Origin of the sequence: Streptomyces sp. BE303 (assembly GCF_036290945.1) — a bacterium.
Lineage (GTDB): Bacteria > Actinomycetota > Actinomycetes > Streptomycetales > Streptomycetaceae > Kitasatospora.
Genome location: NZ_JAQYWZ010000804.1, coordinates 1 through 20,658, shown reverse-complemented (window position 1 = coordinate 20,658; position 20,658 = coordinate 1). Strand labels below are relative to the sequence as shown.

At 73.9% G+C, this 20,658-nt stretch carries 16 protein-coding genes; 7 read left to right on the top strand and 9 right to left on the bottom strand.

Annotated features, from left to right (window positions below):
* Nucleotides 1–373: 373 nt before the first annotated feature.
* The 4 genes from PUR56_RS26615 to PUR56_RS26600 all read right to left on the bottom strand — a co-directional run bounded on the left by PUR56_RS26615 (nt 374) and on the right by PUR56_RS26600 (nt 3,859).
* Entirely contained in the window at nt 374–874 is a 501-nt protein-coding gene (locus tag PUR56_RS26615) for a hypothetical protein (protein ID WP_329950762.1), read from the bottom strand.
* 410 nt (nt 875–1,284) lie between these two features.
* On the bottom strand, nt 1,285–1,863 hold the full coding sequence (locus PUR56_RS26610; protein WP_329950761.1) for a PASTA domain-containing protein: 579 nt from the start codon (nt 1,861–1,863) through the stop codon (nt 1,285–1,287).
* Complete coding sequence (locus tag PUR56_RS26605; RefSeq protein WP_329950760.1) at nt 1,860–2,408, bottom strand: SigE family RNA polymerase sigma factor; 549 nt, start codon at nt 2,406–2,408, stop codon at nt 1,860–1,862. Before PUR56_RS26605 ends, PUR56_RS26610 begins: the two co-directional genes overlap by 4 nt.
* 518 nt (nt 2,409–2,926) lie before the next feature.
* On the bottom strand, nt 2,927–3,859 hold the full coding sequence (locus PUR56_RS26600; protein ID WP_329950797.1) for a site-specific integrase: 933 nt from the start codon (nt 3,857–3,859) through the stop codon (nt 2,927–2,929).
* Between the two features lie 540 nt (nt 3,860–4,399).
* Here PUR56_RS26600 and PUR56_RS26595 point away from each other — a divergent pair.
* The 7 genes from PUR56_RS26595 (at nt 4,400) to PUR56_RS26565 (ending at nt 16,241) form a co-directional block, all read left to right on the top strand.
* Nucleotides 4,400–6,076, top strand: a complete 1,677-nt coding sequence (locus tag PUR56_RS26595) for an acyclic terpene utilization AtuA family protein (protein ID WP_443034574.1) — start codon at nt 4,400–4,402, stop codon at nt 6,074–6,076.
* The gene (locus PUR56_RS26590; RefSeq protein WP_329950758.1) at nt 6,073–7,671 is read left to right on the top strand and encodes an acyl-CoA carboxylase subunit beta; all 1,599 of its coding nucleotides are present in this window, start codon (nt 6,073–6,075) and stop codon (nt 7,669–7,671) included. The genes PUR56_RS26595 and PUR56_RS26590 overlap by 4 nt, the downstream gene beginning before the upstream one ends.
* Nucleotides 7,672–7,685: 14 nt before the next feature.
* Nucleotides 7,686–9,653 (top strand): acetyl/propionyl/methylcrotonyl-CoA carboxylase subunit alpha, encoded by a 1,968-nt coding sequence (locus tag PUR56_RS26585; protein ID WP_329950796.1) that lies wholly within the window; start codon nt 7,686–7,688, stop codon nt 9,651–9,653.
* Between the two features lie 104 nt (nt 9,654–9,757).
* The gene (locus PUR56_RS26580) at nt 9,758–10,945 is read left to right on the top strand and encodes an acyl-CoA dehydrogenase family protein (protein WP_329950757.1); all 1,188 of its coding nucleotides are present in this window, start codon (nt 9,758–9,760) and stop codon (nt 10,943–10,945) included.
* 319 nt (nt 10,946–11,264) lie between these two features.
* The gene (locus tag PUR56_RS26575; RefSeq protein ID WP_329950756.1) at nt 11,265–12,851 is read left to right on the top strand and encodes a 4-coumarate--CoA ligase family protein; all 1,587 of its coding nucleotides are present in this window, start codon (nt 11,265–11,267) and stop codon (nt 12,849–12,851) included.
* A gap of 155 nt (nt 12,852–13,006) precedes the next feature.
* A complete protein-coding gene (locus tag PUR56_RS26570) occupies nt 13,007–13,627 on the top strand; it encodes a TetR/AcrR family transcriptional regulator (RefSeq protein WP_329950755.1) in 621 nt (206 codons plus the stop codon).
* Nucleotides 13,628–13,775: 148 nt separating this feature from the next.
* Nucleotides 13,776–16,241, top strand: coding sequence for a SpoIIE family protein phosphatase (locus PUR56_RS26565; protein ID WP_329950754.1), 2,466 nt, complete (start codon nt 13,776–13,778; stop codon nt 16,239–16,241).
* Nucleotides 16,242–16,348: 107 nt separating this feature from the next.
* Here PUR56_RS26565 and PUR56_RS26560 read toward each other — a convergent pair whose 3' ends face one another.
* From PUR56_RS26560 to PUR56_RS26540, 5 genes are all read right to left on the bottom strand, one after another.
* The gene (locus PUR56_RS26560) at nt 16,349–17,908 is read right to left on the bottom strand and encodes an MFS transporter (protein ID WP_329950753.1); all 1,560 of its coding nucleotides are present in this window, start codon (nt 17,906–17,908) and stop codon (nt 16,349–16,351) included.
* A gap of 47 nt (nt 17,909–17,955) precedes the next feature.
* Nucleotides 17,956–18,528 (bottom strand): TetR/AcrR family transcriptional regulator, encoded by a 573-nt coding sequence (locus tag PUR56_RS26555; protein WP_329950752.1) that lies wholly within the window; start codon nt 18,526–18,528, stop codon nt 17,956–17,958.
* Nucleotides 18,529–18,665: 137 nt separating this feature from the next.
* Nucleotides 18,666–19,058 carry a cell division protein SepF gene (locus tag PUR56_RS26550; protein ID WP_329882440.1) on the bottom strand — a complete coding sequence of 131 codons (393 nt, stop codon included), beginning with the start codon at nt 19,056–19,058 and terminating at the stop codon, nt 18,666–18,668.
* A gap of 355 nt (nt 19,059–19,413) precedes the next feature.
* Entirely contained in the window at nt 19,414–20,190 is a 777-nt protein-coding gene (locus PUR56_RS26545; protein ID WP_329950751.1) for a TVP38/TMEM64 family protein, read from the bottom strand.
* A 66-nt stretch (nt 20,191–20,256) separates the two neighbouring features.
* On the bottom strand, nt 20,257–20,658 hold a 402-nt coding region (locus tag PUR56_RS26540; RefSeq protein ID WP_329950750.1), incomplete at its 5' end, for an RICIN domain-containing protein.

Below are 20,658 nucleotides of genomic sequence, written 5' to 3'. Positions count from 1 at the left end.
CGCCTCCGCACGTTGCGGACCCGCCCCGGGGCGCCCCTGGCGGCAGTGGCACCCGGGCGCCCGAGGGGGCGGTCGCGGCGGGTGCCGGCCGCCGGCGTGCCGTCGAGTGGGGCGAACCGCCGGCGGGCCTTCTCGTGGAGCCCGGCCGCGAGCGGATCGGCCCGGAGCGCGGCGAGGCGGGCCCGGGCGGACGCCGCGCCGGGGGCACGGGTGCAGGCGGCTTCCTGGACGGGTGACCTGTCAGGAGCACCTGGCCACGGTTGTCGGAGACAGCCGGCCGGGCAGGCCCCGGGATCCAGGGCCTGCCCCTGTCAGTGCAGTTCGGAAGGACGAACGCAGGGGATGGTGCGGCGCTGCCTCCCGGGGCGCCGGGTCAGGCCGTCCTGATGTCGAAGGCGTACTCGAATTCTGCGAGTCCCTTGCCCTCGTCGTCGTGGAGCTCCGCCTTGGCGGTGTAGCTCCCACGGTTCAGCATCCCGCTGGGTGCCTCCTCCCAGCCGTGACGGGGGAAGGTCACCGAGTGCGGCATTCCCTGCTTCGGGAACGAACCCAACATCTGCTTGTCCCGGCCGACCCTGAGACCTTTGCGGTAGTGGCTGCTGGTGTACAGGACCCCGGACACGGGCGCATCGTCGACACGGAAGTCGACCCTGATCCGGTAGTGGCAGCCCTCGGGCAGGACGAACGCGTCCGCCTTGGTCGCGGCGAGTGCTTCCGCGCTGTCCAGCTGCCGCGCCACGGCAGGCCGGCGTTCGTCCTCGAACTCCACCCTGAATGTGAGCAGGTTCAGGGTTCCCCCGCTCCCCTCCAGGCCCTTCCTGTCGCGCTCGACAAGGGCCTTGAAGTAGGCCTCGTCACGCTCCGGAACGTCCACGCCTTCGGACAGGCCGCCTCCTCACCGTTAGTCATCACCGACGGACCGGCCGGCGGACACCGCCGGCCACAGGGGGAAGATCACCACACCCGGAGCGGTCCGACGGGCAGAACACCGCCCCGCGATCTGCCGCCCCGCCCGTCGGCTCGCGAAAGCCGCGCCCCTCCCTCACCCGTACGGGCCCCGCGCCCGCTGTCCTCCTGTTGACGGGCCGTCCCCGGACGGGCCCGCGCTCCTGCTCGGACCAGTGTGCCGCGGCTCAGCCGCACACCGAATGCAGTTGATCCCGCGTCGGCCGACGGCTTCTGCAAGTGGCCGGGGGCGTCCAGCCGGTGCGCCGCGGTCGACGGACTGCCCGGCACCAGCCCCTGGGTCACTCGGCCGGTGCGCGGGCCGAAGGGCCCGGTCGCTCAGGTTCCGCCGGGTTTGCCCGTCGAGACCAGCAGGAGGACGGACGAGCCCGGTGCCACCGGTGCTGCGCCGCCCCGGGGCTGACTGCTGATCACCTGCCCCGCGGGAGCATTCCAGTCCGTGTGCCGCATGATCGTGCAGCTCAGTCCGAGTCCGCGCAGCAGGCTTCTGGCCTGTTCGACCGGCATGCCAGCCAGGTCCGGCAGCGCGATGCCCGCTCCTGCGGTCTGCTCCTGCTCCTGTGTCGGAGTCGCATCGGCGCTTCCGCTCTTGGGGGTGCCGGTGGCGAGCGGGGTGCACGCCCCGTTCGCCGGTGGGGACAGGGACGGGGAGGCGCCGGGCGCGGGCGGCACGGGCTTCAGCGCGAAGAACCCCACCGTGGCGCACGCCAGCACGCAGCACGCCGCAGCGGTGCCGAGGAGCGCCCGGCGGGTGCGGCTGCGGCTGACGGCTCGCTCGATCGCGGCCGCGTCGACGACCGGTGCCGTCGGCCCGTCGGCGAAGGAGGCCACCGCGGCACGCAGCTCGGCTTCGAGGCCCGGCTCGAACGGGGCCGGTCCGAACGACGTGTTCCTCACTTCGTACCTCCGAAAGCGGCAGACGGCGTGTGCGGCGCCTGGGCGCCCGATACGGAATCGCGCAGCTTGGCCAGGCCGCGGGCGAGCTGGGACCTCACCGCACTCGAAGAGATGTCCAGGACGTCGGCGACCTGCCGGGCGTCCAGATCGTGCAGGTAGTACAGGACCACCACGCTGCGCATGCCCATCGGCAGCCCGAGCAGTGCCTCGATCAGTTCCGCGCGCAGATCCACCTGCCCGAACCGGTCCCGGGGGTCGGCCATCTCGGGCACCCCCGACAGCCCGGGGCGCTCGCCCCGGCGCGCCAGCCGCCGCCAGCGGTCGTTGGCCAGGTTGACCAGCACTTTGCGCACGTACGCCTCCGGCGAGTCCGCCACCGCGACCTTCCGCCACTGTCGGCACGCCCGCTCCAGCGTCTCCTGCACCAGATCCTCGGCCACGTGCACGTCACCGGTCAGCGCATACGCGGTGCGGAACAACGCTCCCGACCGATGTGCGACGAACTCCGTGAATCCGTTGCCCGGACCGCTCCTGCGAAACCTCACCCGCCGACCTCCTCTCCTCGTCCCGTCCCGATCACTGCCCCCATGACGGCGGAACGGGGCCGAATGCTGCACCGAGCCGCTGGCAGTGACGTGAATCACAGCCGGGACGGAAGGGTGTCCCAGGACCTCGCGCCGCTGCCGCCCGGGGTGCGGGCGGGGCCAGGCGAAGCGGACGGCGCGTCCGCGCCGACGCCCCGACTGACCGTTTGTGTGGCCGCGCGTTCACCGTCGCCGGTCCGACCCGGCCGTGACCGGCCTCCCGGCCCGCCGCCGGGCGCGCCCACCCTCCTACCGACCGTCAGACGCAGGAAGTCTGGTGCATGCCCTCCTCAGTGAGCGGGACCACCCGGCTGCCAGGAAGCTACCCAGCCCCGGCGTTCGTCTCCGGGGGTTCCGGTCGATGGCCGGGCGCGGCTTCACATGTGCGTACCGCTGCGTACCGTCTGCGTACCGCCTTGCGTACCGTCTTATACATACTCTGACCTGGGCGCGTTCGCGAGTCCCGACCGCCCCCGTCCTCAGCGGCGCGCGTCGCCGGGGGCCAGCAGGCTGGTGACGTCCGCGATCGCCTCGGCGGAGGGCTTGAAGTACCGCCGGACGTTGTCCGCCTTCTTGTGCCGGGACTTGGCCATCAGCATCAGCTCGGAGGCCCCCTGCTCGCCGAGGTGGGTCAGGGAGGAGTGGCGGTACTCGTGCAGGTCCCAGCCGGTGCCCGGCCCAGCCAGGGCGGTGTGCTGGTCAAGGAGCGCGCGGGCCTGACCGTAGGAGAGGCGGGCCAGACCAGTGTCGGGGCAGACGTCGCGAGCGGAGAGCACCTTGCCGGGGCCGGGGCGGCGGTGGGTGACGAACACCGGCCCGCGGGTGCGGCCCCTCAGCAGGTGGGGCAGCAGCCGGGCAGCCCCGGCGTTCCAGAACACCATCTCCAGCACGTAGTCGGCGCGTTCCGCGCCGCGCCGACGCACCTTCGGCTGGGCGCCCTTGGCCTTCACCGGGGCCCGGCGCCCAGCCAGGTCCAGCTCCTCGATGTTGACGTCCAGGATCTCCTCGGAGCGGGCGCACGTCTCGTAGAGCATCCGCCACAGCGCCTTCTCCCGCAGGTGGACGTCGCGGCGGGCGATCAGCCGATCGATCGCCATCTTCGAGCGCACCGGGGTGTCGGAGTCCGGTGGCGGCATCCGCTTCGCCCAGGCCGGCACCTGCGGCCCGTCGTAGCCGCGCTCGGCGCACCAGCTCGTCCAGGAGGGCACCGCGCCGCGGCGGGCGTTCCAGGTGTTCACCGCCGAGCTGCCCCAGAGCAGTTCCAGCGCGCCGCCGATCTCGTCGTCCGCAACTGCGGTGAACGGGCGGGCCCCGCCTAGGTGCTCGGCGGTCTTCCCGACCGTGATGCCGTAGTTCCGAACGGTGTTCGGGTTGGCGAGCGAGTCGAGGAAGACATCGGCCCGCCAATCCAGGTCTGATCATTCATGGGCCGAGCCTACGAGGCATGCCCGACAATCCGGACGTCCGCCTCCGAGGCGAGTACGGTCATCGCCGAGTCTCTGGATGGGCCCCAGGCCTCGCCGGCCAAGCGGGCCAGAAAACGTGTCCGCTGACCGTGACGGGTGGCCAATTGTCGTGCTCAGTCACACCCGGCACGACAGATGCCGCGCTGACACGACAGTTAGCCTGCTGAGTCACACCACTACTCACCGTAATGAGCTAGTTGGGCCGCCACCTATCGCTTCCAACCGCCACCCATCGGTTCCAGTCACAAGATCCTCCCGTCGGCGGGGTCCTGCTCTGGACGTGAAAACAAGCAGGTGTGATTGCTTTTTCTCGCGCACGGTGCCACTCTGCTCACCGACGGCGAACATCGGGCCACCGGTCGGGGAGGCGCTCGCGTGACATCGGGGTCGAAGTCGGGTGCGGGGGAGGCGGATCGGCCGGGGCCGGTGCTGCGGATCGGCAATGCGTCGGGGTTCTACGGGGACCGGTTCTCGGCGGTGCGGGAGATGCTCACGGGCGGGCCGTTGGACGTGCTCACCGGGGACTACCTGGCCGAGCTGACCATGCTGATCCTCGCCCGCGACCGGCTGAGGGATCCCTCCCTCGGGTACGCGAAGACCTTCCTCCGGCAGATGGAGGAGTGCCTCGGCCTGGCCCTGGAGCGCGGGGTCCGGATCGTGACCAACGCCGGCGGGCTCAACCCGGCCCGACTGGCGGACGCCGTCGTGGAGTTGGCGAAGCGACAGGGGCTGGAGCCGGCTGTCGCGTACGTCGAGGGGGACGACCTGCTGCCCCGCCGGGCCGAACTCGGACTCCCGGAGGGGCTGTTGGCGGCCAACGCCTACCTCGGAGCGTTCGGCGTCGCGGAGTGCCTGACGGCCGGCGCCGACGTGGTGGTCACCGGCCGGGTGACCGACGCCTCGTTGGTCGTCGGGCCGGCCGTCGCCCGCTTCGGCTGGACCGGGGACGACCTGGACGCCCTCGCGGGCGCCGTCGTCGCCGGGCACGTCCTGGAGTGCGGCGCGCAGGCCACCGGCGGCAACTACGCGTTCTTCCGGGAGCACGACGTCACCCGGCCCGGCTTCCCGGTCGCGGAGCTGCACGCCGACGGGTCCAGCGTGGTGACCAAGCACCCCGGGACGGGCGGCGCGGTCACCGTCGGCACCGTCACCGCCCAGCTCCTCTACGAGACGGGTGGACCGCGCTACCTGGGCCCGGACGTGACGGCGCGTCTGGACACCGTCCGGCTCACCCGGGAGGGCCCGGACCGGGTCCGGATCGACGGGGTGCGCGGCGAGGCCCCGCCCACCACGCTCAAGGCCGGGCTCAACCGGCTGGGCGGGCACCGCAACGAGGTGGTCTTCGTCCTCACCGGGCTGGACATCGAGGCCAAGGCGGACCTGGTGCGGCGGCAGTTCGAGGAGGCGCTGGCGCCCGGATCCCGGCCTGCCGAGCTGCGCTGGACGCTGGCCCGCACCGACCACCCGGACGCCGAGACCGAGGAGGCCTCCTCCGCGCTGCTCCGGCTCACCGCGCGGGATCCGGATCCCGCCAGGGTCGGCCGCGACCTCGGCCGGGCGGCGGTGGAACTCGGGCTCGCCGGCTACCCGGGCTTCCACCTGGTCGCTCCGCCCGGGCCCGGGGCGCCGTACGGGGTGTTCACGGCCGTGCCCGTGGACGCGGCGGCGGTCGAGCACACGGCGGTCCTGCCGGACGGCCGCCGGGTGGCCGTCCCGCCCGCCGCACCGCCGCCCGCCGCACCGCCGCGTCCCGAACCGCCGCCGCCCGCGGCGCAACTCCCGGGCGGGGAAGCCGGGTACGGGCTCCCCGAGCCGCTCCCCGACGGCGGTCCCACCCGCCGGGCACCGCTCGGCCTGGTGGCGGGCGCCAGGAGCGGCGACAAGGGCGGTGACGCCAACCTCGGCGTCTGGGCCCGCGACGAGCCCGGCTGGCGCTGGCTCGCGCACGCCCTCACCGTCGACCGGCTGCGGGAGCTCCTCCCCGAGACGTCGGAGTCGGAGATCGTCCGGCACGTCCTGCCGAATCTCCGCGCGCTCAACTTCACCATCACCGGTCTGCTCGGCGAGGGGGTGGCGGCCCAGCACCGCTTCGACCCGCAGGCGAAGGCGCTGGGGGAGTGGCTGCGCTCGCGCCACCTCGACATCCCGGAGGCACTGCTGTGACCGTCCTGCCCACCCGCCTCGACCCGGGCGGCGCCGACTTCACCGGGCACCGTGCCGCGATGCTCGCCAAGCTGGCCGAACTCGACGCCGAGCATGCCGCGGCGCTGGCCGGCGGCGGTCCCAGGTACGTCGAACGCCACCGCGAGCGCGGCAAGTTGCTGCCGCGGGAGCGGATCGAGCTGCTGATCGACCAGGACTCGCCGTTCCTGGAGCTCTCCCCGCTCGCCGCCTGGGGCAGCGACTACCCGGTGGGCGCCGCACTGGTCACGGGGATCGGCGTGGTCGAGGGCGTCGAGTGCGTGATCACCGCCAACGACCCGACCGTGCGCGGCGGAGCCTCCAACCCGTGGACGCTGCGCAAGGCCCTGCGCGCCAACGAGATCGCCCTCACCAACCGCCTCCCCCTGGTCAATCTGGTCGAGTCCGGCGGCGCCGACCTGCCCAGCCAGAAGGAGATCTTCATCCCCGGCGGCGCCCTCTTCCGCGACCTCACCCGGCTCTCCGCCGCCGGGATCCCCACCGTGGCGGTGGTGTTCGGCAACTCGACGGCCGGCGGCGCCTACGTGCCCGGGATGTCCGACCACACCGTGATGGTCGCGGAGCGGGCCAAGGTGTTCCTGGGCGGCCCGCCGCTGGTGAAGATGGCCACCGGGGAGGAGACGGACGACGAGTCGCTCGGCGGCGCCGAGATGCACGCCCGCACCTCCGGGCTGGCCGATCACTTCGCGGCGGACGAGCAGGACGCGCTGCGCCTCGCCCGCCGGATCGTGGCCCGCTTCGACCACCGCAAGCCGGGCCCCGACCCCGACCCGTCGGCCGAGCCGCCGAAGTACGCCGAGGAGGAACTGCTCGGCATCGTCCCGGGTGACCTCAAGGTGCCGTTCGACCCGCGCGAGGTGATCGCCCGGATCGTCGACGGCTCCGACTTCGACGAGTTCAAGCCGCTCTACGGCACCAGCCTGGCCACCGGCTGGGCCCGCCTGCACGGATACCCGGTCGGCATCCTGGCCAACGCGCAGGGCGTCCTGTTCAGCCAGGAGTCCCAGAAGGCGGCGCAGTTCATCCAGCTGGCCAACCAGCGGGCGGTCCCGCTGCTCTTCCTGCACAACACCACCGGGTACATGGTCGGCCGCGCGTACGAGCAGGGCGGCATCATCAAGCACGGCGCGATGATGATCAACGCGGTCGCCAACTCCCGCGTCCCGCACCTGTCCGTGCTGCTGGGCGCCTCCTACGGGGCCGGTCACTACGGCATGTGCGGGCGGGCGTACGACCCGCGGTTCCTGTTCGCGTGGCCGAGCGCCAAGTCGGCGGTGATGGGGCCGCAGCAACTGGCCGGGGTGCTGTCGATCGTCGCGCGGCAGTCCGCCGCCGCGAAGGGCCGGCCCTACGACGAGGACGCGGACGCGGCGATCCGGGCCATGGTGGAGCAGCAGATCGAGGCGGAGTCGCTGCCGGTGTTCCTCTCCGGGCGGCTCTACGACGACGGGGTGATCGACCCGCGCGACACCCGGACGGTGCTCGGGCTCTGCCTCTCCGCGGTCCACAACGCGCCGGTCGAGGGCGCGTCCGGCTATGGCGTCTTCCGGATGTGAGAGGGAACAACGTGCTGATCACCCACCTGCTGGTGGCCAACCGCGGCGAGATCGCCCGCCGGATCCTGCACACGTGCCGGGAGTTGGGCATCGCCACCACGGCCGTGTACGCCGACCCGGACGCCGACGCCCCGCACGTCCGCGAGGCCGACACCGCCGTCCGGCTGCCCGGTGCGGCGCCCGCCGACACCTACCTGCGCGGCGACCTCCTGATCGCCGCCGCGCTCGCGGCCGGCGCCGATGCCGTCCACCCCGGGTACGGGTTCCTCTCGGAGGACGCCGGTTTCGCGCGGGCCGTGCTGGACGCGGGCCTCGTCTGGGTCGGTCCCGGGCCGGAGGCGATCGCCGCGATGGGCTCCAAGACGGCCGCCAAGCGGCTGATGACGAAGGCCGGTGTGCCCGTCCTGGACGCCTTGGCCGAGCCGGTCGAGGCCGACCTGCCGCTGCTGGTCAAGGCGGCCGCCGGCGGCGGCGGGCGCGGTATGCGGGTGGTACGCCGACTGGCCGACCTGGAGAGCGAGTTGGCGTCGGCCAGGGTGGAGGCGGCGAGGGCCTTCGGCTCCGACGAGGTGTTCTGCGAGCGCTACCTGCCCGCCGGCCGGCACGTCGAGGTGCAGGTGCTCGCCGACGCGCACGGGACGGTATGGGCGGTGGGCGACCGTGACTGCTCGTTGCAGCGGCGGCATCAGAAGGTCGTCGAGGAGGCGCCCGCGCCCGGCCTCGACCCGGCGGTGCGCGCCGCCCTGCGCGAAGCCGCCGTCGCCGCCGCCCGGGCCACCGGGTACGTCGGCGCGGGGACGGCGGAGTTCCTGCTCGCGCCGGACGGGCGGTTCTACTTCCTGGAGATGAACACCCGTCTCCAGGTGGAGCATCCGGTCACCGAAGCCGTCACCGGCCTCGACCTGGTCGCCCTCCAGCTCACCGTCGCCGAGGGCGGGAGGCTCACCGGGCCCGCGCCGGAGACGGTCGGCTGCGCGATCGAGGCCCGCCTCTACGCGGAGGACCCGGACCACGCCTGGCGGCCCTCCACCGGCGTCCTGCACCGTTTCGGGATCCCGCTCCCGCACACCGAGTTCACCGGGCGCGGGCTACGGCTGGACTCCGGCGTCGCCGACGGCGGCGAGATCACAGCGCACTACGACGCGATGCTGGCGAAGGTGATCGCCTGGGGGCCGACCCGGTCGGCCGCCGCCCGGCGGCTGGCGGACGCGCTCGCCCGGGCCCGCATCCACGGGCCCGTCACCAACCGGGAGTTGCTGGTGCGCGCGCTCCGGCACCCGGAGTTCCTGGCGGGGCGCCTGCACACCGCCTTCCTGACCGAGCACGCGGCCGAGCTCGTCGCGCCGGGCGCCCCGGCCCCCGGCGGCGCCCGCGGCGCCGCCCCCGACGGTGCTGACCGGGCCCTCGCCGCCCTCGCCGCCCTCGCCGCCGCGCTCGCCGACGCGGCGGGCCGCCGGACCGCACTGCCGTCGGGCTGGCGCAACCTCCCCTCCCAGCCACAGGTGAAGCGCTACCGGACCGCCGACGGCGTCGAGACGGAGGTCCGCTACCGGCTCACCCGCGACGGCCTGCGGGCCGAGGGCCACCCGGACACGGTCCTGGTCGACTCCGCGCCGGAGCGCGTCACGCTGCGGACCGGCCCGCTCCGCCGGACCTTCGACGTCACCCGCCACGGCGACCGCGTGTACGTCGACACACCGTCCGGCACCACGGTGCTCACCGTGTCGGACCGCTTCCCCGACCCCGCCGCGCGGACCGACCCGGGCGCGCTGCTCGCCCCGATGCCCGGCACCGTCGTCCGCACCGTCGCCGCCGTCGGCGACACCGTCACCGCCGGGCAGCCGCTGCTCTGGCTGGAGGCGATGAAGATGGAGCACCGCGTCACCGCTCCCACCGACGGCGTCCTCGCCGAGCTCCGGGCCGCCCCGGGCCAGCAGGTGGAACTCGGCACCCTGCTCGCCGTCGTGCAGCCCGCCACCTGAGCACCGCGCGCCCGGAACGGCCGAGCCGGGCCCCGGCCCCGGCTCCCGCCCCCGCCCCCGCTCCCGTACCGAGAGCCCCCGCCCCCGCCCGGAAGGACCAGACCATGTCCGCACCGCGCACCACCGCCCCCGGCAGCCCGCTCGTCGAGAGCCCCGAACGCCAGGCGCTGCGCCGCGCCGTCGCCGACCTCGGCGCCCGTTACGGCTCCGCCTACTACCTGGCCAGGGCCCGCGCCGGCGAGCCCGTCGACGAGCTCTGGGCCGATGCCGGGAAGGCCGGCTATCTCGGGGTGAACCTCCCCGCCGAGTACGGCGGTGGTGGCGGCGGGATCACCGACCTCGCCATCGTCCTGGAGGAACTCGGCACCGCCGGGTGCCCGCTGCTGCTCCTGATCGTCTCCCCGGCGATCTGCGGCACGGTCGTGGCCCGTTTCGGCACCGAGGAGCAGAAGCGGCACTGGCTGCCCGGACTGGCCGACGGCAGCCGGCGGATGGCCTTCGGCATCACCGAGCCGGACGCCGGCTCCAACACGCACCGGATCTCCACCGTCGCGCGCCGCGACGGCGGGGACTGGCTGCTGACCGGCCGCAAGGTGTTCGTCTCCGGCATCGACCACTCCGACGCCGTCCTGTTCGTCGCCCGCACCGAGGACGCCCGCACCGGGCGGCTCAAGCCCGCCCTGTTCGTCGTGCCGCGCGGGACCCCGGGCTTCGAGTTCCGGCCGATCCCGATGGAACTGGTCTCCCCCGAACGCCAGTTCCAGGTGTTCCTGGACGAGGTCCGGCTGCCCGCCGACGCCCTGGTCGGGGACGAGGACGCGGGGCTGCTCCAGCTCTTCGCGGGCCTCAACCCCGAGCGGATCATGACCGCCGCGTTCTCCCTCGGTCTGGCCCGCCAGGCGCTCGGCAAGGCCGTCGAGTACGCGAAGACCCGCACCGTCTGGTCGACCCCGATCGGCGCGCACCAGGGCCTGGCGCACCCGCTCGCCCGGTGCGCGGTGGAGATCGAGCTGGCGCGGCTGATGACCCAGAAGGCGGGTCTGCTCTACGACGCGGGCGACGACCGGGCCGCAGGCGAGGCCGCCAACATGGCGAAGTACGCGGCGGGGGAGGCGGCCGCCCGGACGGTCGACCAGGCCGTTCAGACCCTCGGCGGCAACGGTCTCACCCAGGAGTACGGCCTCGGGGCCCTGCTCGCCGCGACCAGGGTCGGCCGGGTCGCCCCGGTCAGCCGCGAGATGGTGCTCAACTACGTGGCCCAGCACACGCTCGGGCTGCCCAGGTCCTACTAGGCGGGCCGGACCGGTCCCGTCCGGAACCGGTCCGGCCCCGCCCCGAGGACTCCCTGCCGCCCCACCGCGCCGAGCCCTCGAACGGATCGTCGCATCATCGTTCTGGCATCTGACCGTCTCCGGAGGCGTCCGGCCCTCCGACCTCGGTGTTCGCGGACCGCGCCCCTTCTTGCGCCCCGCGCGCTCCGCCAAACGTTCGTCACTACGACGCACCGCCCGGCCACTGTCCGTATGCTCCTGTGCGCACCGTGCGGCCGGTCGTCCAGGACCTCCCGCCGGCCACCCCGCCCCGCGCCAATTTCCGCACAGGAGGCACTCCTTGGTGTTCCACAGCGAGTTCCCGGACGTCGGCATCGTCGACCTGCCCCTGCACGAGGCCGTCCTGGGCGGCGCCGAACGCCACGGTGACCGGCCCGCCCTGGTCGACGGCGTCACCGGCGAGACGGTCACCCACGCCCAGCTCGGCCGTGCCGTCCGCCGGGTCGCGGCCGGACTGGCCGAGGCGGGCGTCCGCCAGGGCGACGTGGTGGCCCTGTTCAGTCCCAACTCCATCGGCTACCCGATGGCCTGCTACGGCGCCGGTCGGGCCGGCGCCACCGTCACCACCGTCTCCTCCTTCGCCACCCCCGGCGACCTCGCCGGCCAGCTGGCCGACAGCGGCGCCCGCTGGCTGATCACCGTCTCGGCGTTCCTGCCCACCGCCCGGGCCGCCGCCGAGAAGCTCGCCGCAGAAGGACGGCCGCTCGCCGAGATCATCGTCCTGGACGGCGTCCCGGGCCACCGCTCGCTCGCCGACCTGCTCGCCGCCACCGGCCCCGCACCCGAGATCGACCTCGACCCGGCGACCGACATCGCCGTCCTGCCGTACTCCAGCGGCACCACCGGGATGCCCAAGGGGGTGATGCTCACCCACCGCTCGATCGCCACCAACCTCGCCCAGACCGACGCCCTCTACCGCCCCGCAGAGGGCGAACGGGTGCTCGCCGTCCTCCCCTTCTTCCACATCTACGGCCTCGCCGCCCTGCTCAACCAGCCGCTGCGCTGCGGTGCCACCGTCGTCGTGCTGCCCCGCTTCGACCTGGAACAGTTCTGCCGCACCATCGAGGAGCAGCGCGTCCAGGCCCTGATCGTGGCCCCGCCGATCGCCCTCGCCCTGGCCCGGCACCCGGTGGTCGACCGCTACGACCTGTCCTCGGTCGAGTACCTGCTCTGCGCGGCGGCCCCGCTGGACGGCGATCTCGCCGAGTCCTGCGCCCGCCGCCTCGGCCTGCCGCACATCCTCCAGGGCTACGGCATGACCGAGCTCTCCCCGGTCAGCCACCTGGTCTCCCCCTCCGAGACCGACCCGCCGCCGGGCTCGGTCGGCCGGATGGTCCCCTCCACCGAGCTGCGCGTCGCCGCCCTCGACGGCAGCGACCCGGACCTCGGCCCCGGTGAACGCGGCGAGCTGCTGATCCGCGGCCCCCAGGTGATGAAGGGCTACCTCGGCCGCGCGTCCGAGACCGCCGCCACCGTCGACGCCGACGGCTGGCTGCACACCGGGGACGTCGGCTTCGTCGACGACCGCGGCTACCTGCACATCGTCGACCGGGTGAAGGAGCTGATCAAGTACAAGGGGTACCAGGTCGCCCCCGCCGAACTGGAGGCGCTGCTGCTCAGCCACCCGCAGATCGCCGACGCGGCGGTGATCGGCGTGCGGAACGCCGAGGGCACCGAGTGCCCCAAGGCCTTCGTGGTGCGGGCCCCGGGCAGCGCGCTCACCGAGGAGGAGGTCGCGGCCTTCGTGGCCGGGCAGGTCGCCCCGTACAAGAAGGTCCGCGTGGTCGAGTTCCTGGAGGTCGTCCCCAAGTCCCCGGCCGGCAAGATCCTGCGCCGGGAGCTGCGGGCCCGGGAGGCCGCCCGCTGACGGGCACCCGCCGCGTCGCCGAACGACCCGGGGCGTCACCGGCCGCACCGCGCGGGCCGTGGTCTGGCAGGATCTGGCGCACCCCCCGGCCCCGGGCCGGTCGCCGTCCCCGGCCCCGCCCGCCGGCCCTCGCACGAACGGAACCGCCACCGCAGATGACCACGCACCCCGCCGCCCGCGCCCCCCAGCAGGACCGCAGCCGTGCCACCCGGGCGCGGCTGCTGGCGGCGGCCGTCGACTGCCTCGCCGAGCTCGGCTGGAACGGCTCCACCGTCGCCGTCGTCGCCGAGCGGGCCGGCGTCTCCCGGGGCGCGGCCCAGCACCACTTCCCGACCCGCGAGGACCTCTTCACCGCGGCGGTCGAGCACGTCACCGCCGAGCGGCTGGCCGCCGTCCGGGCCCACGCGGACGAGCTGCCGGCCGCGGGCCCGGCGCGCACCGAGGCCGTCGTCGGCATGATCGTCCGCCTCTACACCGGCCCGCTGTTCCGCGCGGCCCTCCACCTGTGGGTCGCCGCCGCCACCGAGGAGTCGCTGCGCGACCGGATCATCGGCCTGGAGGGACACGTCGGACGCGAGGCCCACCGGGCCGCCGTCGAGTTCCTCGGGGCCGACGAAAGCGTTCCCGGTGTTCGCGAGACGGTGCAGGCCACCCTCGACATGGCACGCGGTCTCGGCCTGGCGAACCTGCTCACCGACGACAGTGCACGACGATCCGGAGTGATCCGGCAGTGGGCGGGCGTTCTTGAGGGTACGCTGCGGCCGGTACGCCCATGACGCCCGTACACCTGAACGACCGGCCGACCCTTCACCAAGGGGTCGCCGGGCGGCCGATGTCCGTGCAGTCTGGAGAAGAACCCCGGCCGGCACGGACCGCGAGGCCCCGCCCGGCCGGGCACGAGCCGAACCGGGGTGCTGCCTGATCATGCGGAGACACGAGTGGGACGCGACCGACGCCGCCGGCCCCGATCCGGGCGGCACCTCCGCACGTCTGGACGGCCATCGGCTCGTTCCGCTCGCCACCGCCCTGCTCCAGGACGACGGTCTGATCCTCCACTGGAGCGAGGACGCCGAGGCACTGCTCGGCTACCCCGCCGACGAGGCCGTCGGCAGCTACGCGGCCCAGCTGCTCACCGCCTCGGACGACCGCCCCGAAGTGCTGGAACTCTTCGAACGCATCATGGGCGGCAAGGGCTGGTCGGGCGTCTTCCCCGTCCGCCACCGCGACGGTCACACCGTCGAGCTGGAGTTCCGCACCTACCCGATCTCCGGCCCCGGCGGCACCCTGCTGCTGCTCGCCACCGCCTCCGACACCGTCGCCCTGCACCGCGTCGAGGCGGACCTCGCCGTCCTCGACGGCATCTTCGGCCAGTCCCCGATCGGGATGGCCGTCTACGACACCGACCTGCGCTACGTTCGGCTGAACGAGTCGCTGGCCCGGATGAACGGCGTCCCCGTCGCCGCCCACCTCGGCCGCCGGATCAGCAGCGTGCTGCCCGGCATCAACAGCGCCGAGATAGAACAGACCATGCGCCAGGTGCTCGCCACCGGCCGCCCCGTCGTCGACGCCCGCTCGCACGGCCGCGTTCCCGGGGACCCGCGCCGCGACCGCGCCTGGTCCGCCTCCTACTTCCGGCTGGAGGACTCCACCGGCCGGGTCTTCGGCGTCTGTTCGTCGATCATCGACGTCACCGAGCGCTTCCAGGCCGAGGCCCGCGCCGCCCGCGCGCAGGAACGTCTCTCCACCATCGCCGAGGCCACCGCCCGGATCGGCACCACCCTCGACCTCCAGCGCACCGCCGAGGAACTGATCGAGGCGGTCGTCCCGCGGTTCGCCGACTTCGCCACCGTGGACCTGCTCGAAACGGTGCTGCGCGGCTCCGAGCCCACCGCCATCCCGGAGGACCGCTCCGTCCAGCTGCGCGCCGTCGCCGTCGGCGAGTCCTACGAGTCCGGACTGGTCCACGCCGTCGACACCATCGGCGAGGTCTCCGAGTACGCCCCCGGCCGCAGCTACACCCAGTGCCTGCGCAGCGGCCGCCCGCTGCTGCGCGCCCACGTCGACGAGGAGGTGCTGCGCGGGCTGGTCGCCTCCGAGGACCGCGTCGCCCCCGGCATCGAGGCGGGCATCCACTCGTACCTGATGCTCCCGCTCACCGCGCGGGGCATGGTGCTGGGCGGCGCCGAGTTCATCCGCATGCGCAACCCCGAACCGTTCACCGCCGCGGACGTCGCGCTCGCCGAGGAGCTGATCGCCCGCACCGCCCTCGCCATCGACAACGCCCGGCTCTACCGGCGCGAGCGCGAGACCGCGCTCACCCTCCAGCGCAGCCTGCTGCCCCAGGAGATCCACCGGACCCTGGGTCTGGAGATCGCCTACCGCTACCTGCCCTCCAGCGTCACCAGCGAGGTCGGCGGCGACTGGTTCGACGTCGTGCCGCTCTCCTGCGGGCGGGTCGCCCTGGTCGTCGGCGACGTCATGGGCCACGGCATCCGGGCCGCCGCCACCATGGGCCAGCTGCGCACCGTCGCCCGCACCCTCGCCACCCTGGACATGCCGCCCGAGCAGGTGCTCACCCGGCTGGACGAGACCGCCTCCGGCATCGGTGAGGGCCAGTTCGCCACCTGTATCTGCGCCGTCTACGACCCCCTGGAGCGCACCGTCCAGGTCGCCTCGGCGGGCCACCTGCCGCCCGTCTGGGTGGCCCCCGACGGCACCGCCCGCCGGGTGGAGGTGCCGCCGGGCGTCCCGCTCGGGGTCGGCGGCGTGGCCTTCGAATCCGTCGGGTTCAGCCTCCCGGAGGGCGCCATGGTCGCCCTCTACACCGACGGCCTGGTCGAACGCCGAGGCCGCGACCTCGACGAGGGCATCGACCTGTTCGCCCGCACCCTCTCCGGCCCCGGACGCACCCTGGAGGAGAGCTGCGACGCCGTCCTCGGCGCGCTGGTCACCGACGGCACCGACGACGACATCGCGATGATCATGGCCCGGGTGCTGCCGCTGCCCGCGGACCGGGTCGCCACCCTGCCGCTCACCGGCGGCGGGAGGCTCCCCGGCATGGCCCGCCGCTTCACCCGCAGCACGCTCGACGGCTGGGGCCTGTCCGGCCTCTCCGACTACGCCGAGCTGCTGGTCAGCGAGCTGGTCACGAACGCCCTGCTGCACGCCGACGCCCCGCGCCGGCTCCGGCTCTTCCGCGACCGGGTGCTCACCCTGGAGGTCGCGGACGCCGGCGGCCAGACGCCCCAGCTGCGCCCCTTCGCCGAGCAGGACGAGGGCGGGCGCGGCATGTTCCTGGTCAGCGAACTCGCCCAGCGCTGGGGGAGCCGGCTGACCCGCGACGGCAAGGTGGTCTGGGCGGAGCTGGAGCTCCCCTTCGGCGCGGTGTGACGCCGCCGGGCCTGCCCGAAAGCGTCCGTCCGGCGCGAACCGTCGGGACCGGCACACGACGGGGCCCGGTCCGATCGACGATCGGACCGGGCCCCGCGCGCCCGTGACTACACCCCGGCCTTCTCCGGCGTCCGCTCCTCCTTCGGCTCCTGCTGCGGGGCCGCGTCGGGCAGCTTCCGCAGCAGCCGCCAGGCCAGCAGGGCCGCGCCCAGCAGCAGCACGCCCGCCAGGATCGCCGCGACGTTCAGCCCGTGGACGAAGGCGTCCCGGGCACTGGCCAGCAGCGGAGCGGCCAGCGCCTCCGGCAGTCCGTGCGCGGCCTCGACCGCGCCGCCCAGCGACTCACCGGCCTGCGCCGCCGCCGACCCGGCCTCGGCGGGGACGACCAGCCGGCCCACGTACAGTGCGCCGACCACCGAGCCGACCAGCGCGATGCCGAGCGCGGTGCCCAGCTCGTACGCCGTCTCGGAGACCGCGGACGCGGCGCCGGCCTTGTCGGCGGGCGCGGCACCCAGCACCAGGTCGGCGCCGAGCGTGTAGACCACGCCCTCGGCCGTGCCGACCAGGAGGAAGGCGGCGGCCAGCACCAGGTAGGTGGTGTCCTGCTGGATCCAGCCGAGGATGCCGATCCCGACGCCCATCGTCAGCAGTCCGGCGGTCAGCGCCGTGCGGGCACCCGTGCGGCGGACCAGCCGCGCGGTCAGCAGGCCGCCGACCACCGCGCCGGCGAAGGCCGGCAGCTCGGCCAGGCCGGCCTTCAGCGGCGGGTAGCCGCGTACCAGCTGCAGGTACTGCGAGGTCACGAAGACCACGCCGGAGAGCCCGATCAGCGCGGTCAGCGACGCGAGGACGGCGGCGGTGAAGCGACGGTCGGTGAAGAGCCGGACGTCCAGCAGCGGGGTCTCCAGCCGCAGCTGGCGGCGGACGAAGACGGTCAGCGCCGCCGCGCCCAGGACGGCCGCGACCGGCACGTCCCAGCGGACGAGGCCGTGGGCGGCGGCCTCCTTGATCGCGTAGACCACGCCGATCACACCGGTGAGGGAGAGCAGCACGCTCAGCACGTCCCAGCGGCCGGGCTTCGGGTCCTTCGACTCGGGCAGCAGCCAGGCACCGAGCACCAGCAGCAGGAGCAGCACCGGGATGTTGAGCAGGAAGACCGAGCCCCACCAGAAGTGCTCCAGCAGCACCCCGCCGACCACCGGGCCGAGCGCGGCGCCGGCGGTGGCCGCCGCGCCCCAGATGCCGATCGCGGTGGCCCGCTCCCGGTCGTCCGGGAAGAGCGAGCGGATCAGCGAGAGCGTGGACGGCATGACGGTCGCCCCGGCGACGCCGAGCAGCGCGCGGGCGACGATCAGCCAGCCGGCGGTGGGGGCGTAGGCGGCGAGCAGCGAGGCGGCGCCGAACGCGGCGGAGCCGGCCAGCAGCAGCTTCTTGCGGCCGATCCGGTCACTGAGCGCGCCCATCGAGACCAGCAGGCCGGCCAGGACGAAGGAGTAGGCGTCGCCGATCCAGAGCAGCTGGGTGCCGCTGGGCCGCAGGGTCTCGCTGATCGAGGGGATGGCCAGGGAGAGGACGGTCGCGTCGACGGCGACCAGGGTGACGGCCAGGACGAGGACGGCGAGGCCGGTCCAGCGCTGGCGGGGGCGGAGGTGGACGGTGCTGCTCATGGGTATCGGTGTCCGGTTTCCGGTCCGAGGTGCGTGGATGGTGGAGATCAGTGCGGCTGCGGGTGGGGCTGCGGCCGGGAGCTGCGCAGCGCGCCGCCGAGGAACAGTTCGGCCAGCGAGAACGCGGCGTCGCGCGGGGCGAGCCGGCCGTCCTGGATGGCCCAGCCGATGCCGGCCACCAGGTCGAAGAAGGCCTCGCTCAGCCAGGCCGCCGAGAGTTCGATCCGGAAGGCGCCCTGCTGCTGCCCGCGCAGGAAGAGTGCGTGCATCCGGTCGATCTGGGAGTCCCAGAGGTCGTTGATGTCGGCGTCGTCGTAGAGCTGGTTCTCGCCGGCCAGGAACGCGCAGAGCGCGGCGTCCGGGACGACCGCGTCGACCAGGCGGCGCAGCGCGGCGTGGGCGTCGCCCTCCTCGACGGCCGCGGTGTCGAGCGCGGCGCCGAACCGGCGGAGCCCGAGCAGGCCGACCTCGCGGATCAGCGCGTCACGGCCCGGGAAGAGCCGGTGCAGGGTGGCGCGGCTGATGCCCGCGGCGCGGGCGATCTCGTCGAGGTGGGCGGTCGGGCGGCGGGAGAGCACGCCGACAGCGGCTTCGAGGACGGAGTCACGATCGGTGGCCATGGAGCGAGTGTACGCTGAATGAGACATGGATGTCTCAAAATTAATTCTGGTGACGCAGATGAGGCGAGAGTCGATGGGCGGCGGGCAGCAAAAAACCGGGGACGGCACCTGCCGTCCCCGGTCGCGGGCTTCCGCGGTCAGCTCTGGTTGTAGAACCCGGTCTCGTCCAGGGGTCGGTCGATGACCATCACCTCGACGTCCGCCGGGGTCAGCAGGAACACCCGGCGGGCGATCCGCTCGATGCCGCCACGGGTGCCGAAGATCAGACCGGAGGCGAAGTCGACCATGCGCTTGGCCTCGGCCTCGTCCATCTCGGTGAGGTCCATGACCACCGGGATGCTGGCCCGGATGTGCTCGCCGACCGTGCGGGCTGCCTCGAATCCGGTCGGCCGCAGGGAGACGATCTTGGTGGGGGCTGGGGAGGACTGCACCGTCTCCTGCTCGACCCACTCGTCGTCGTACACCGCGGCCGGGTAGTTCCCGGAGGGCATCAGCCACCCGTTGTGGTGCTCGTCGCGAAGTGCTCCCATGCCGCGCCTCCCTGCCTCGTTCCGTACAGGTCCCCCGGGTGCGCGTGTCCTTTTGACACGTCATCCACTCGTCGGAACTGTCCGAGTATCGCACTGATCACCGGTACCGTGCCCGCTCGCGACCCCCGTACGAGTCGTGCCGCGCCGGAAGCCCGGGCGGACCCGGACACCTCTTGCGACGCTGGTGCGCGACGTACGGTTGCGCGCGTAGACCATATCGGTCGCGGTCACCGCGCAATTGACCTTCTGTCAACAATGCGGGAACGATTTCACACACGTCCGACAGTGACCCCCGGCCGGCCGAGCGGATCGGCGGGTCCGACGCGCCCGGCGCACCGGGTCGGGCGCCGGGCGCTCAGGCCGCGGTCGAGCGCCGCCGGGCGGCGGCCCGCCACAGCGAGACCAGACTCACCAGGCAGAGCACCCCGATGGCCCCGGCCGACAGCAGGAACGCCGTCGACCCGGGCTCGCGCGCGGTGGCCGCGGCCGTGACGTAGACCGCCGTCAACGGCGTCACCCCCAGCGCCGTCGCGGTGACGAAGGGGGCGAACGGCACCCCGGAGAAGGCGGCGCCGTAGTTGCCCGCCTGGAACGGCAGCCCGGGCAGCAACCGCAGCAGGAAGACGCTGCGGAAGCCCTGCTCGGTGAAGCGGCGGTCCAGGGAGAGCAGCAGCCGCCCGCGCAGGTAGGGGCGGAGCGCGTCCCGCCCGAGCCGGCGGGCCAGGACGAACGCCATTGCCGCGCCGAGCGTGGTGCCGAGGACGGCCAGCACCACGCCCTGCTGCACGCCCAGCAGCAGCCCCGCGGCCGCGTTGAGCGCCGGCCGGGGGAAGAACGCCACCGTGCCCAGTGCGTAGACCGCGACGAACACGGGAGCCAGCGGCACGCCGGGCGGGAGCCCGCCGTCGAGCAGCGCCGTCGGGCTCCACAGCAGGAGCGAGCCGGCCGCGGCACCGAGGATCGCCAGGAGCGCCGCGAACCGGACCCGGACCGCGCGCGGCAGACGCCCCGCGGGCGCGGGAACCGTCGGTGAGGACACCGTCGGCGAGGCGTCCGTCGGCGAGGCGTCCGCCGGCACGGGGCCGGTCTCTGCCGGTACGGGCGGCGTCGGGGGTGTCACGGCTGCGGGCACGCCCCCGAGCCTAACCGCGGACGTCACCGGTCCGGGAGGCGGGACCGTCCGTGCCCGCGCGCGTGCTCAGAGTCGGACGGGCGGCCGGAGGCCGGTCCACAGCTGGTTGAGTCCCCCGTTGGCGCCCCACTGGATCACCGGGGCGCCGTCGCTCGCGTCGTACCCGGCCACGTCGAGCACCAGGCCGTTGCCGTTGCCGACGGTGCCGACCGGGTCGCTGTTGACCCCGGGGACGTACCAGCGCTGGCTGCCCGACGCCGGTCGCGGTGCGCAGTGCGACTGGACGGGCCGTTCGCCCCAGACGGTGCTGCCGCCGGGGACGTCGAGGCACAGCCCGCTGTTCCGGTTGACCAGGAACCCGTTGCTGTTGGCCGCCCACTGCTGGTTGGCCCCGCCCGTGCAGGTCCACTGGCGGACGGGCGCACCCGCGTCCCTGCGCCAGTCGGAGACCTCCAGGCACTTGCCGGT